This is a genomic window from Rothia sp. CCM 9416, from assembly GCF_048513535.1.
GTDB lineage: Bacteria > Actinomycetota > Actinomycetes > Actinomycetales > Micrococcaceae > Rothia.
The window spans coordinates 36,070-50,214 of the sequence record NZ_JBLXXR010000011.1; the positions used below are offsets into that span (position 1 = coordinate 36,070).

General features: G+C 57.5%; 15 protein-coding genes. 12 read left to right on the forward strand and 3 right to left on the reverse strand.

The features are described 5' to 3' along the window. Positions 1–145 precede the first annotated feature (145 nt). The 5 genes from ACN080_RS05910 (at position 146) to ACN080_RS05930 (ending at position 6,039) form a co-directional block, all read left to right on the forward strand. Entirely contained in the window at positions 146–1,075 is a 930-nt protein-coding gene (locus ACN080_RS05910; RefSeq protein ID WP_419113284.1) for a tetratricopeptide repeat protein, read from the forward strand. 139 nt (positions 1,076–1,214) lie between these two features. Continuing rightward, positions 1,215–2,108, forward strand: a complete 894-nt coding sequence (locus ACN080_RS05915) for an ABC transporter ATP-binding protein (protein WP_419113285.1) — start codon at positions 1,215–1,217, stop codon at positions 2,106–2,108. Then, entirely contained in the window at positions 2,084–3,697 is a 1,614-nt protein-coding gene (locus ACN080_RS05920) for a hypothetical protein (RefSeq protein ID WP_419113286.1), read from the forward strand. Before ACN080_RS05915 ends, ACN080_RS05920 begins: the two co-directional genes overlap by 25 nt. Before the next feature lie 84 nt (positions 3,698–3,781). Further along, positions 3,782–4,069, forward strand: coding sequence for a DUF3039 domain-containing protein (locus ACN080_RS05925; RefSeq protein WP_419100620.1), 288 nt, complete (start codon positions 3,782–3,784; stop codon positions 4,067–4,069). Between the two features lie 185 nt (positions 4,070–4,254). Next, positions 4,255–6,039, forward strand: coding sequence for a DEAD/DEAH box helicase (locus ACN080_RS05930; protein ID WP_419113287.1), 1,785 nt, complete (start codon positions 4,255–4,257; stop codon positions 6,037–6,039). A gap of 35 nt (positions 6,040–6,074) precedes the next feature. Here the strand turns inward: ACN080_RS05930 and ACN080_RS05935 are convergent, their stop codons facing one another. The 3 genes from ACN080_RS05935 to ACN080_RS05945 form a co-directional block, all read right to left on the reverse strand. Continuing rightward, complete coding sequence (locus tag ACN080_RS05935; protein ID WP_419113288.1) at positions 6,075–6,542, reverse strand: GNAT family N-acetyltransferase; 468 nt, start codon at positions 6,540–6,542, stop codon at positions 6,075–6,077. A gap of 178 nt (positions 6,543–6,720) precedes the next feature. Next, the gene (locus tag ACN080_RS05940; protein WP_419113289.1) at positions 6,721–7,347 is read right to left on the reverse strand and encodes an isochorismatase family protein; all 627 of its coding nucleotides are present in this window, start codon (positions 7,345–7,347) and stop codon (positions 6,721–6,723) included. 16 nt (positions 7,348–7,363) lie between these two features. Then, positions 7,364–8,674 (reverse strand): nicotinate phosphoribosyltransferase, encoded by a 1,311-nt coding sequence (locus ACN080_RS05945; RefSeq protein ID WP_419100617.1) that lies wholly within the window; start codon positions 8,672–8,674, stop codon positions 7,364–7,366. A 216-nt stretch (positions 8,675–8,890) separates the two neighbouring features. Here ACN080_RS05945 and clpS point away from each other — a divergent pair, with 216 nt between their 5' ends. The 7 genes from clpS to ACN080_RS05980 all read left to right on the forward strand — a co-directional run bounded on the left by clpS (position 8,891) and on the right by ACN080_RS05980 (position 14,137). Then, complete coding sequence (gene clpS, locus ACN080_RS05950; protein WP_419100616.1) at positions 8,891–9,223, forward strand: ATP-dependent Clp protease adapter ClpS; 333 nt, start codon at positions 8,891–8,893, stop codon at positions 9,221–9,223. A gap of 1 nt (position 9,224) precedes the next feature. Further along, a complete protein-coding gene (locus ACN080_RS05955) occupies positions 9,225–9,785 on the forward strand; it encodes a DUF2017 domain-containing protein (protein WP_419100615.1) in 561 nt (186 codons plus the stop codon). Positions 9,786–9,916: 131 nt separating this feature from the next. Beyond that, on the forward strand, positions 9,917–10,882 hold the full coding sequence (gene murI / locus ACN080_RS05960) for a glutamate racemase (RefSeq protein WP_419104559.1): 966 nt from the start codon (positions 9,917–9,919) through the stop codon (positions 10,880–10,882). Positions 10,883–10,895: 13 nt separating this feature from the next. Further along, positions 10,896–11,798, forward strand: coding sequence for an MBL fold metallo-hydrolase (locus ACN080_RS05965; RefSeq protein WP_419100613.1), 903 nt, complete (start codon positions 10,896–10,898; stop codon positions 11,796–11,798). Positions 11,799–11,850: 52 nt separating this feature from the next. After that, positions 11,851–12,600: a ribonuclease PH gene (gene rph, locus ACN080_RS05970; RefSeq protein ID WP_419100612.1), complete on the forward strand. Its 750-nt coding sequence runs from the start codon at positions 11,851–11,853 to the stop codon at positions 12,598–12,600. Then, a complete protein-coding gene (gene rdgB, locus ACN080_RS05975) occupies positions 12,600–13,232 on the forward strand; it encodes an RdgB/HAM1 family non-canonical purine NTP pyrophosphatase (protein ID WP_419100611.1) in 633 nt (210 codons plus the stop codon). Before rph ends, rdgB begins: the two co-directional genes overlap by 1 nt. Positions 13,233–13,255: 23 nt before the next feature. Then, entirely contained in the window at positions 13,256–14,137 is an 882-nt protein-coding gene (locus ACN080_RS05980) for a phosphotransferase (RefSeq protein ID WP_419113290.1), read from the forward strand. Positions 14,138–14,145 lie beyond the last annotated feature (8 nt).

Consider the following 14,145-nt stretch of genomic DNA (forward strand, 5'->3'; position numbering starts at 1 on the left):
GGTCATCAAAAAGGGATAGTTGTCTACTACCTTATCGTGATTTCTGCCCTGGGCTAGAAAGTAGAGGCTCTCTTGGCGGCGGTGGCCTGTTTTTGACAGCATAGACTGGAGAGAAAAGAACCTGCAACTCCCTAAGGAGAAAACCATGACCGCATCATCGGGTTTCCAGCCTGAGAACCTACCGGCTTCGGTGCGCAATGCTCCGGATCTAAGTGTTACTGCTCAGGCTAGCGCTCAGCCGGGGGCGCAAACGGCCCAGGCAAGTGAGCCCAGTTGGCGTTTTGACGTCACCGATGTAGCCCAGTTCCAGCAACTGGTTCAGGAGTCCAACCGGGGTGCCGTTATTTTTGCCCTGTGGGCACCCCATTCCCCTGCTTCTGCGCAAATGCTCGAGCAGGTTGAGGCACTGGTCAACTCCGCCGGAGGGAACCTGCTCCTGGCGGCCGTGGATATTACCAAGACTCCCGAGATTGGTCAGGCCTTCCAGATTCAGGGTGTACCAGCCGCTGTTGCGGTACTAGCTGGCCGTCCCGCCCCGCTCTTTAACGGGCCTGTTGAACCCCAGGCTCTGACCGAGGTGCTGGGGCAGGTAGTCCAGCTAGCAACCCAGCAGGGTCTGGCCGGTGGCTTTGAGCCGGTTCTCAGCGAACAGGAAAAGCCCCTGCCGCCCCTGCACCGAAAAGCCCTGGACGCTCTTGACTGCGGGGATTACGCTGGTGCTGAAGCCGCCTACACCCAGGCATTGAATGAGAACCCAGGCGATACCGATGCGAAAATTGGTTTGGCCCAGGTTCACCTACTCCACCGAGTTTCATCTCTGACTCTGGCCGATGAACGAGCCAGAGCCGCCGCAGATGCCACTGATATTCAGGCTCAGCTCAATGTGGCTGACCTAGATATTGCTGGTGGCCATATTGAGGATGCGTTCAAGCGCCTAATCACTCTTTTTAAAGCAGTTGGCCCTGATGACAAAACACGGGTACGGGAACGCCTGCTAGAGCTCTTTGAGGTAGTCGGTTCAGCTGATCCCAGGGTCAAGAAAGCACGGGCGGAACTGATGATGGCCATGTTCTAGTCAGGAGCATATCTTTATGAGGGGCCTCCTGGGAATTCTCAGCGCTAGAGCTTAGATCTTTCCCAGGAGGCCTCGTCATACAATGGATATCAGCCTGCTGGGGGAGCTCAGAGCTAGCTAGGTCACCTACCATAGTTATATGGAACACGATGAGAAGACCTGGCCGCACCAGGCAAACCCCCAAGAAGTCACGCCCCTTCACCCGGCGGCACCCAGTGATCAGGTTTCCCCGGCAACTCCGGTGGAAGCTGAGATTGCTCCCGAGAGCCTAGATACACCTGCCCTACAACTGCTTAACCTGGTCAAGGTTTTTGACCAGCACCCTGCCGTTAACGGTACTAACCTAACCATTCCTCGTGGGTCCTTCTACGGTCTGGTAGGGCGTAACGGTGCCGGTAAAACAACAAGCCTGTCAATGGCCACAGGCATGCTTAAACCCACCGACGGTCAGGTGCTGGTGGGCGGTACAGATATGTGGGCTAGTCCGCTGGAGGCTAAGCGTAAGGTGGGGGTTCTGCCCGATGGCGTGCGCCTCTTTGATAAGCTCACCGGAGAGCAACTGCTGACCTATGCGGGTCGCCTGCACGGGCTTGACAAAGTGACGGTTGCTGAACGAACCCGCGATTTGCTCCTAGCCCTTGACCTGGTTAATGCCGCCGGGAAGCAGGTTGCTGATTACTCCGCCGGTATGACCAAAAAAATTGCCCTGGCCTGTGCAATGATTCATGCGCCCTCCTTGCTGGTGCTTGATGAACCCTTTGAAGCGGTTGACCCTGTCTCCGCCTCCAACATTCAAGATATCTTGAAGGGGTATGTTGCTGGTGGGGGCACCGTCATTATTTCCTCTCACGTCATGGATTTGGTTCAGAGATTGTGCGACCATGTGGCGGTTATGAATGAGGGGCGAATCCTGGCTTCGGGTACCGTGGAGCAGGTTCGGGCCGGTATGAGCCTGGAAGACCGATTTGTTTCACTGGTCGGCGGTCGAATGGTGAGGGAGGGCCTGTCATGGTTGCAGTCCTCGTCCGACTAAAGCTTGCGCACTTTATCGCATATTTTACCAGGGGTAACGCCTGGGCTATCGTGGGGTTCTCTTTTGCCATGCTCTATGGGCTGGGCCTAGTGGTCTGCCTAGGAGCGGGCGGGTTCTTTATTGATAATGCCAGTGGTGCTCAGGTTTTTCTGGCGCTGGTAGGCGGAATTCTGACCCTAGCCTGGTTCCTTGTTCCCCTCTTTGCCTCCGCTGCCGATGCCACCTTGGATCCTGAGCGGCTGGCACCATACCCCATTCGGGTTAAGGACCTGATGCTGGGCCAGGCTATCGGGGCTCTCGTGGGTGCCCCCGGAATCCTGACTCTCCTCATCGCTCTGGCGAGCGCTACCTCGCTGTTCTTCTCGATTCCGGGTCTCTTGACCTACCCGGTAGCCGCTATCCTGGGTCTTGCACTGGCGATTGCCGGTTCCCGGGTCGTGACGCTTGCTTCTATCCCTTTGCGGGCTCGTAGGGGTATCAGTAACCTGCTGACGATTGCCTCCTTTATGGTGGTGATGCTCATGGGGCCTATCATCGTGGGTGCTGCTGGTGGGATAGCGCAGGTGGCAGACCGCCTCCCCGAATACATCGAGGTGCTACAGTGGTTGCCTTTGCTGACTCCCTGGCTCATTCCGGTTCATGTTGCTTCCGGTAGCTACGGGCTGGCTGGAGCCCTGTTGGCTCTTAGCTTTCTCTACCTGGCTATCATCTGGTGGTTCTGGTACCTGCTGGCTGCCCGCACCATGGCTAACGTTGGGGAAGTCACCGGGCGTAAGGAAGCCCGCAACCTGGGCACCGGACACCTGGGCATTCTTGACCGCTTCCCGGCGACCGTTCGGGGCGCAATTGCTGCCCGCATTGTGCAGATGATGTTCAAAGACCCCCGGTGCACCGTCAATGTTATGAGCCTACCGCTTTTTTACCTGATCTTTACTTTCATGGGTAATTTGAGTGTTACAACGGATACGGGGGAGGACGTTTCAACACCCATTATGGGAGTCTTTTTCTGTAGCGCCTTCATCCCTGCTTTCGCTGGTTACATATATGCCTATCTGGTGTCCTATGAAAGCACCGCTTTCTCCTTACACACCACCACGGCTGTGCGCGGCATTGATGACCGGCTGGGGCGGGCCTACGCCATGATACTGATTTACGCACCGATGATTCTGATGGGCACCCTGCTCTTTGGCCTGATTGCAGGAGCGGGCGCTTATACGGTACCCATGCTGGTGACCGCCTACTCGGTTTTCTTCTTGGGTATGGGACTCGCGTCCTATGCTGATACGGTGTTTTCCCTACCTGTGCCGCCACCGGGCTCAAGCCCCTGGAAAACGGCCAAGCAACCCGACGGCATGGCCAAAGCATTTGTGCGCGGTCTCACCATGATGATTCCCATGTTCCTTGCTGCCCCCGGCCTGGCCGGTATGGCGGCCTCAGCAATCAACGGCAATATGCTCTGGGCTTGGCTGGGCGCTGGTGTCATGCTGGTGATGGCAGTGGGCGGTTTCACTCTGGGAATCCGCCTGGGCTCCCAGCGCTTTGAGCGCCACAGCGCAGATATGCTCTACCGGGTTACCCAGTTCAGCTAGCCTATTGTGCTCGCCGGAGAACCTGCCTGGCTTGGTAGACTAACTAGAGATAGCCCGCCTGGGCCACTACGAAAGGACGCACCCGTGTCATCTATTCCCGGAATTGAAGATCCCTTCCCCGAAACCGCCCACTCAGGCGGTACTGCGCTCCTTGAGCGTGAGGAAGTTCAGAACGTAGAACCCGGTGACCACGAGCGCTTTGCCCACTACGTGCGCAAGGAAAAGATTATGGAGTCTGCCCTCACCGGAAACCCCGTCCGTGCTCTCTGCGGCAAGAAGTGGACTCCTGGCCGAGACCCCGAGAAGTTCCCGGTCTGCCCCGAATGCAAAGAGATCTACGAGGGCCTGGCCCCTGGCGGGGACGACCAGTAATCAAGCCATTCGCGTTCGCCCGTTCTGTCGCGTGAGACCAGCACCCTACCCCGAATACAGAACAGGGGGAGAGGTCGCTCTCACAGGTGCAGGTGCTCGTTGATAGCCCCATTCCTCACCGAATGGGGCTAAACTTTTGTGGTGCCCACCGTGGCTCATATCTGTTGTGAGGGAAGGGAAAATACATGGACGATAGCCAGCCAACACTCTTTGGAGAAGGCAGCAGCGCCCTACCCCCAGCCTACCCGGACCGCGCCGCCTGGGGCACTGCTCCCAAGCTCCGCGCCTGGCAGGCCGAAGCTATGACCAAGTACTTCACCCAGAACCCCCGCGACTTCATGGCTGTGGCTACTCCCGGTGCAGGTAAGACCACCTTTGCCCTGACCGTTGCCAAAGAACTTTTCAACCGGGGAACCATCAACCGCATGACCGTGGTCGCGCCTACCGATCACCTTAAACGCCAGTGGGCCGATGCCGCCGCCCGTGTAGGTATCTCCATTGACCCTAACTTCAAAAATGCAGACGGTAGCGTGGGCAGGGGCTACCAGGGTGTTGCCCTGACCTACGCCCAGGTAGCCAATAAACCTATGCTCCACCGGGCGCGTACCGAAAACGGCCGAACCCTGGTGATTATGGACGAAATCCACCACGCCGGTGATTCTCTCTCGTGGGGCGACGGCCTGCGCGAAGCCTTCGAGCCTGCTACCCGCCGCCTGGCTCTGACCGGTACCCCCTTCCGCTCCGATACCTCACCCATTCCCTTTGTGCAGTACGAAGAGGACGCAGAAGGCATCCGCCGTTCCAAGTCTGACTACTCCTACGGCTACGGCCCCGCCCTCAAAGACCATGTTGTGCGCCCCGTCATCTTTATGGCCTACTCAGGTCAGATGCGCTGGCGCACTAGCGCCGGTGAAGAAATGGCGGCCAACCTGGGGGAGGGCTTCACCAAAGACGTCACCGCCCAGGCCTGGCGCACCGCCCTTAACCCTGAGGGCGAGTGGATTCCCACCGTACTTGCTGCCGCCGATAAGCGCCTGACCGAGGTACGCCGTACCGTACCCGATGCTGGTGGCCTAGTGATTGCTACCGATCACGCCGATGCCCGCGCCTACGCCGCCCAGCTTCAGCGTATTACCGGTGAAAAGCCCGCCCTTATTCTTTCCGATGACAAAGAAGCCTCCAACAACATTGAGGAATTTTCCCAGGGGCTTGCTCGCTGGATGGTTGCTGTGCGCATGGTCTCCGAAGGCGTGGACGTTCCCCGCCTGGCGGTGGGTGTTTACGCAACTTCCACCTCAACGCCTCTCTTCTTTGCTCAGGCTATTGGGCGTTTTGTGCGCTCGCGAAAGCGCGGGGAAACTGCTTCTGTCTTCCTGCCGTCTGTTCCTCAGCTCATGATGCTGGCTAACGAGATGGAAACCGAGCGCGACCATGCCCTGGACCGCAAGAACGCTCAGCAGGAAAACCTTGACCCGCTCAATCAGGGGCTGGACTATCACCTGATTGAAGAAGCTAACCGTGAAGAAGGGGCCAGCGAGCAGTTGACCCGTGGCAAGTTCGAAGCTATCGGTTCCCAGGCCTCCTTCCACGGTGTCCTTTTTGATGGTGCCGAGTTCGCCTCGGGCGGTCTTGAAGTGGGTTCAGATGAGGAACAGGATTTTTTGGGGATCCCCGGCCTGCTGGATGCTGAGCAAGTAGGTACCCTGCTGAGGGCACGGCAGAAAGACCACGCCTCGCGCCGCCCGGCGACGGCCGTGCCGCAGGTGGTGGATCACCGCCAGCTCAAAGAGCTCCGCAGCAAGCTGGCTAAGAACGTTGCCGCCTGGGCTGCTCGGACAGGTAAGCCGCACGGGTCTATCCACAACGAGCTCCGTCGTATCTGCGGAGGCCCTGCTGTTGCCCAAGCCTCAGCCGAGCAGCTCCAAGCGCGCCTGGATAAGCTCCAGGACTGGTTCGTGGGCAGGCACTAGAATCCCGTGCGGGGCCATACGAACCGCAGTTATGGTTACTGGTTACAAGGAGGGAGGGGCTTGACCATAATCAGGCAGGGGGTGTCATCTCCCCAGATACCCGTTTCTTCCAGGGGGATAAAACCTTGAGCCAGGTAAAAGAGCCTGGTTCTTTGGTAAAAAGGGTCAGGGTGAGATTCCCCCAGAGTTTTAACCTGTAAAAGAGATACTTTGGACATTTGGGCTTGCTCTTCAATTTCTTTTATGAGAGCCCGACCAATGCCCATTCGGTGGAACCCGCGCTCAACTACCATCAAATGGATTTCCCATGAATCAACGGAGTGTTTCTGAATTGCGGCAACACCTACAACCTGCTGATTAATGCGAGCTACCCAGCAGGGTAGATTTTGGGTTGCCTTGATGTATTCTCTGTTACTTTCTGGGCGCCCGAACCATTCTGGGACGGTCCTTAGAAGACCTAGGACTTCTTTCGGCGCTATAGGCTCTTGACTAACTGTAAACATTGCAAATCCTCGTGTATTGGTAAGTAGAAATAAAAACTAGGCAATATCACAGAGGAAACAGTCATAGCCCCATTGTGCCAGAAAGCGCTAAAACCAAACAAGGACCGGGGCTCTTGTAAAAGAGGCCGGGGCACTGAAATGAATCAGCGCCCCGGCCCCTTACCTGCACCAGCTGAGACTAGAGAACCTGGATAACTGTCACACCGGCATCTTCTAGCTCGTCCACGGTGTCATCAAGCGAATCCTCAGACACAGGGGCCGTGAGATCAAGCAGCACGCGTGTCTCGTAGCCCGCATCAACAGCGTCCATCGCAGTTGCCTTAACACAGAAATCAGTGGCGATGCCTACGACATCAATATCGGTAATCTCCCGCTCGCTCAGCCAAGCATCCAGAGGAGTCTGCTCACCGGCATCTTCAACCGGAGCGCCGGCTTCACGCTCACCGGGCATGACCGTGTACTCGGGAGCCAGAAGGCCCTCAAAGGCTGAGTAGGCAGGGGCATAGGCACCCTTGCGGAAGTAAGCCTCGATGTAGTCGGTATCAAGCTCGGGGTGAAGCTCAGCGCCCTTAGACTCTGCGCGACAGTGCGGGGGCCAAGAATCCTGATAATCTGGGTTATCCGAAAAGTGCGTGCCCGGGTCGATATGCCAGTCCTGAGCTGCCACAATGGCCTGGTAACGGTCGTGGTAGTTTTCTACGAACTCGCTGATCAGAGCCGCAACCTCAGCGCCGCGTTCGGTAGCTAGCGCACCGCCTGGGCAAAAGTCATTCTGGACATCAACAATAATCAAAGCTTTAGACATAGTTTCCTCAGGTGGGCTAAACAGCGGGCACAAACTCGGTGGGGATTACCGGGTCACCGGGGGACAGACGGGTTGCAGTGACGGGCAGCTCGGACAGGGACCGGGCGTGACGTTCAGCGGCACGGCGCACGCCTTCGGCACCGGTAAAGCCGGGCTGAAGCTCACCATCGACCACAAAATCAACCATAAGCTGGCGGTCGTTGGCATCGGCAGGTGCGCTCACATCGAGGCCTATGACCTCAGCGGTAGCAATACCACGTTTATTTAGGCGGCGCACCGCGCTCTTTTTGCCACCCACAGATGCCTTACCAGAGGATGCCTTAGCGACCGGCTCCATTACACCCTGGGCGTTCTCGCGCAAAACCACCTTGTAAACCATGGAAGAGGTTGGAACACCTGAGCCGGTCACCAGCTTGGTGCCCACACCGTAGGAATTAACCGGGGCTGCTGCCAGAGAGGCGATAGCGTACTCATCAAGATCGCTGGTCACAGTAATCTTAGTGGAGGTGTTACCGAGGCTATCGAGAAGCTGACGGACGAAAGCGGCCTGGGCAACCAGGTCACCGGAATCCAGGCGAACGGCACCGAGTTCTGGGCCGGCCAGCTCGCAAGCCAGGCGAACAGCGGCTTCAACATCGTAGGTATCTACTAGCAGTGTTGTATCTACCCCGAGCGAAGCAAGCTGGGCTTCAAAAGCCTGGCGCTCGCTGTCATGGAGCAGGGTAAAAGCGTGGGCGCTCGTGCCCACCGTGTGCAGGCCATAGCGGCGGCCAGCCTCTAGGTTAGAGGTGCCGATAAAGCCTGCAATTACCGCAGCCCGTGCGGCAGATACAGCGGCTTGCTCATGAGCCCTGCGTGAACCCATCTCAAGGCAGGGGCGCTTACCGGCGGCTACCGTCATACGGGAGGCCGCAGTTGCAACGGCTGAATCGAAGTTGAGAACCGAGAGAATATAGGTCTCTAAAAGGCAGGCCTCGGCAAAGGAAGCTTCAACCTGGAGCACGGGGGAGTGGGGAAAGAAGATTTCCCCTTCGGCGTACCCACGAATATGCCCGCTAAAGCGGAAGTCAGCCAGGTAGTCCAAGGTCTGCTGGTTGATCACCTTGCGGGAGGCAAGGAACTCAAGTTCGTTCTGGTCGAAACGGAAATTTTCAAGACCCTCAAGGAGCCTGCCAGTGCCGGCAAGGACACCGTAGCGGCGGCCACCGGAGAGCCTGCGGGTAAAGACCTCAAAGACGGTCCGCCTATGGGCGGCACCGGAGGCAAGAGCCGCCTGAACCATGGTTAGCTCGTAGTGGTCTGTTAACAATGAAGTTTTCTGAGTCACGGCTACCACTCTAGCCCCTGTGCGGCCTAAAAAGACAGCCCTCTCAGAAGATAAAACTGTGACCTCTAGCTTGCTCTAGCTGGCGCGTGGCAGTTGTGGCTCCTTAGCCGTATGATAGATAAGGTGTATGTGACCTATAAGTCTGCTAAGGGCCCAGTGGCGTAAGCTTGTTCAAGGCGCTACCGACTCAAAGATTTTCACAAGGAGAAGAAGGCTATGTTATCGGCTGAAACAGCTATCACCCTGAATACAGCGGTGGATACTTTAGCCGACCTTGAACGTAGCTTAGAGAGCGAAACGAATGACCGACCCCAGCTTCCTTGGACGGTGCTGGTCTGGGATGACCCAGTTAACCTCATGAGCTTTGTCACCTATGTTTTCCGCACTCAGTTTGGCTACAGTACCGAAAAGGCCCAGGAGCTGATGCTCCGTGTACACACCGAAGGTAAAGCCGCAGTCTTTAGTGGTTCCCAAGAAGAAGCCGAACGCCACACAGCAGCCCTGCATACCTGGGGGCTGTGGGCAACGCTAGAACAGGCAGGTCTATAAGATGGCAGAGCCTTTTAGCAGGACACCGCGTGGCCTGACTGCACGCTTTACTCCCGAAGAGGTCCAGGTGCTTACCCGCCTTTTTGAAGATGTAGCGCTTGCCCTGGAACCTGAGGAAGACCCCAACACTGACCCCCTGGCAGCTCTGGTAGGAATTTCGGAAAAAGCTGATGTGCCTGCCGATCCCGCTGTCGCCCGCATGCTGCCTGTCGCCAGTGATGATCCTGAGGTAGCCGATGAGTACCGGCGTTTCACCGATCTCTCCCTCCGACAGGCTAAAATCTCGCACCTGAAACTGGCCGCTATGGATATCCAGGCAGGCACAGTTCACCTGGATACAGAACACGCCAAGGCCTGGGCCGCAGCCCTGAACGACGTTCGTCTGACCCTGGGTTCCAGGCTGGGCATTATCAGCGCAGCAGATGCCGAACGGGTGGGGGAGCAGACCGACTGGGACCGGGTAGAAACAACCGAGGACTATATGGCTCTGCTCTATAACTTTGCAACCTGGCTTCAGGAAAGCCTCATGCAGGCACTCCTGATAGGGCTGGAAGAAGATTGATTTTTACCGGTCCAGAGTGTCTATTTATGACACCAAAAAGTCGTGTTAGAGCGTGATTGTCCACTCAAAAACCGGCAGGTGAGTTCTACACCTTACTGAATAACCATCGAGTAGCTAATGTCAGGTCTGTCATGAATGATTCAAACCCAAAAATAGTCACCCCCTGGGGCAGCAAGGTGCTGGCAGAGCCAGCCGCCAGCGCCCCCATTGGCGTGTTTGACTCGGGTGTAGGTGGGCTGACGGTTGCCCGTGCCATCATGGACCAGCTACCGCACGAATCGATTATTTATGTGGGTGATACCGCCCACGGCCCCTACGGCCCCCTGAGCATAGCTGAGGTGCGTGCGCACGCCCTGCGGATTATGGACGAGCTGGTAGATTCCGGTGTGAAACTTTTGGTTATTGCCTGCAATACAGCCTCAGCGGCAGTTCTGCGTGATGCCCGCGAACGCTATACCCGCAAGTACGGTATTCAGGTGGTTGAGGTTATCCAGCCTGCCGCCCGCCGTGCGGTGGCCGCAACCCGCAAGCGTAAAATCGGTGTCATCGCCACAGAAGCCACGGTCACCTCACGCGCCTACGAGGACACCTTCTCCGTGATGAGCGACCTGGAGATTTATTCGGTGGCCTGCCCCCGCTTTGTGGAGTTTGTTGAGCGGGGCATTACCTCCGGACCTGAGCTTCTCCAAACAGCCGAGTCCTACCTTGCCCCCCTCAAAGAAGCCGGGGTTGATACCCTGGTGCTGGGTTGCACCCACTACCCGCTCCTGACCGGCGTTATTTCCTACATCATGGGTGATGATGTAACTCTGGTCTCATCATCGGAGGAATCCGCTAAAGATGTTTACAAGGCGCTACTGAGAGCCGGCCTTGAACGCCCCGCTGATCTACCGGCAAGCCACGAATTCTTGGCAACCGGTCACAGCGAAACATTTGAGCACCTCGCCCGCCGATTCTTGGGCCCCGAGGTCGCTCGCGTCCGTCACACCAACTCGGTAGCAGAGCAGTTTCCCACAGGCTCGCTTGCCCTTATCCCATCGGAGTTGATTAAGCCACGAGTCACCATCGAGGCAGACCGCTCCACCCCCAAACGCTAAGGAAGAAGACACCATGCGACTCACAGTGATCGGTTGTGCCGGTTCCTTTCCAGGGCCGAATGCGGCAGCTAGCTGCTACATGGTTTCGACTATCGATGATCTAGGTAAGACCTGGCGGATTATCATCGATATGGGCAATGGTGCCCTGGGGACTCTTCAGACCCACATGAACCTTGAAGACATAGATGCGATTCTGATTTCGCACCTGCACCCCGATCACTGCATTGACCTGTCGGGCCTGCACGTTGCCGTCAAATGGAACCCCAACGGCTGGGGCAGAGGCCCTATTCCCCTGTATGGCCCCAGCGATATTCACCAGTACCTGGTCAATACCCACGGGCTACCGCTAGAACCGGGGATGCACACCGAGTTTGAGTTCAACGAGTGGAGCAACCACGCTGAGGTAAAAATTGGGCCATTCACCGTCACGCCCTATGCGGTCGTGCACCCCGTTAAAGAACCCTACGCGCTCCGTATCGTCTGTGAGACAGGTGAAGGGAAAACGATTCTGACCTACTCCGGTGACACCGATTCCTGTGACGGCTTAATTGAGGCAGCCCGCGATGCTGACCTTTTCCTCTGCGAAGCGGCCTACCAGGAGGGGCGTGACGACGCCTTGCGCGGTATTCACCTGACGGGCCGCAGGGCAGGGCTGGCTGCCCAAGAAGCCGGTGTGCGTAATCTGCTCCTAACCCACCTACCCATCTGGAACGACCCTGCTGTCGCCTTTGCAGAAGCCAGTGAGGTCTTCTCTGGTCCTATTTCGGTGGCCGAGGCTTCAGCTACCTACCGGGTTAACCCCCGCCGGGCACCGGAAGACTACGAGTCCGACCCCCAGACCACTACCCTCCAAGTGATTGAGCGCTACGTTGCCGGGCAAGGTATGCGCGCGCAAAGCTGGCAGGGACACGGCTAAAAAGTTTGCCCACGATTTCTACGGGTTCAAGCGAAGAAGATAGGCTGAAAGCATGACAGATACTATGGAATCCTCACCCGTCCGTGGCGACGGACGCACACCCGATGAACTCCGACCCATCACCGTGACCCGGGGCTGGGCTAAGAACGCAGAAGGCTCAGCTCTCATCGAGTTCGGTAATACCCGGGTGCTCTGCACCGCCTCGCTCACCGAGGGCGTTCCCCGTTGGCTCAAAGGCCAGGGAACTGGTTGGGTCACCGCCGAATATGCCATGCTCCCGCGTGCCACCAATACCCGTAACTCCCGTGAGTCCGTTAAAGGCAAGATTGGTGGCCGTACCCACGAGATTTCCCGTCTGATCGGTCGCTCTCTGCGCGCCGTGATAGATACCGAGGCTCTGGGCGAGAACACTATTGTTCTGGACTGTGATGTTCTTCAGGCTGACGGTGGCACCCGAACTGCCGCCATCACCGGTGCCTATATTGCTCTGGCCGATGCCATTACCTGGGCCCAGAAAGAGGGTGTTATCCCCGCTAAGGCTCGCCCTCTGACCGGGTCTGTATCGGCAATTTCTGTGGGCATCATTGACGGTGTCCCCATGCTGGACCTTCCCTACGAAGAGGACGTCCGCGCCGAAACAGATATGAACGTCGTGGTGACCGGTGAGGGTAAGTTCGTGGAGGTTCAGGGTACAGCCGAGGGCGCTCCCTTTGACCGCGATGAACTCAATGATCTGCTGGATCTTGCCTTGCACGGTACAGCCCAGCTAGCCCTGATCCAGCGTCAGGCCCTGGAGGACTAATGCCCGCCAAAATTGTTCTTGCCACCCATAATCAGGGTAAGCTGCGCGAGTTCCGTGAACTGCTGCGCGGAGCTATTGACGGACTGGACGTTGAAACCCAAGTGATTGATGCCGGTAGGGCCGGCGCCCCCGATGTGGTGGAGGACGGGGTAACTTTTGCCGAGAATTCACTGCTCAAGGCTCGCGCGGTAGCTGAGGCTACCGGTCTTATCGCTATCGCAGATGACTCCGGGCTTGCCGTGGACGTCCTGGGTGGGGCACCCGGTATCTTCAGTGCCCGCTGGGCAGGCAAGCATGGTGATGACCGGGCTAACCTGGACCTACTGCTTGCCCAGCTTTCGGATATTTCCGATGAACATCGGACCGCCCGCTTTGTCTGCGCGGCATCACTGGCTACCCCGGACGGGCGGCAGGCCGTTGAACACGGCGAGCTGGTCGGAACCCTGCTCCGTGAACCGCGCGGAGAGGGCGGGTTTGGCTACGATCCCATTATGGCCGCCCAGGGATTTACCGGTGAATACAGCGGCAAGTCATGCGCTGAGGTCCCGCCCCATGTCAAGAACGCCATAAGCCACCGCGCTCAAGCTCTGACTAAGCTCATCCCTCATCTGCAAGCAGTGCTGGCAGACTAACAGGCACCTAGGTAAAGACTCTTATGGCAGCGCACCTTACGCAGCTTGAACAAATGAAGGCCCTCCCCGTTGTCTACGCGGTGATGGAGCAGGCCGGTGTTGTCGTCCCCTCTGACCGTTGGGATATACGAACAACCGGGTCAGCTCATATCATCGTGAACATGGGCTCTGAGCTGAGCGTGCGTGTAGCTAAGACTCAACAGACCGGCTACCTGGTAGCTCGGCGTACGGAGATTTTACGTCGCCTGCCTAAGACCCTCCCTTTTGCGGTGCCCCGCCCCATTACCCGGGTGATTACCCGCAATGGTTTTACAGCGGTGGGTTTGACCTGGATTAAGGGCGAGCCTCGCCAGCAGGGAGCGGCCCCTCCCAAACAACTGGCAACCATGCTCAAGGCTATCCATTCGGTAGATTTTTCGGGCTATGGCCCCTACTTGGATATGGTGCATGAGCACTGGGGCGGGAGAGAAAACTGGGAAGAACTCCTGCGCCAGCAGGTAGTTCCTCGGCTCTTGACGACTGCCCAAAAAATCGCGCACAGGGCCATTGACCGGGTCGTCGCCCTGGACCCGGTAAGGCCAGTACTGGTTCACAGCGATCTAGCTGGCCACAATATCCTGTGGAAAGGCGATAAGCTGGTGGGCGTCATCGACTGGGATCATGCGTCGGTGGGGGATCCCGCGATTGATTACGCAGCCCTGGGTAACTACTACGGTTGGGATTCTCTGACCAGGGCCCTGGACGCTACCCAGTTAGAGCGGGCACGCACTGTTGCCCACCTCCTGCCCCTTCAGTCGCTGGCCTACAGCATGAAGAACGGTATGGGGGGCGCTATCCAGCGGCTCGCCCTAGAGCGGGCAGATGAATGGTATCTGGACCACCGCGCCGAAATTTTCGACGGATAAAACCCAGT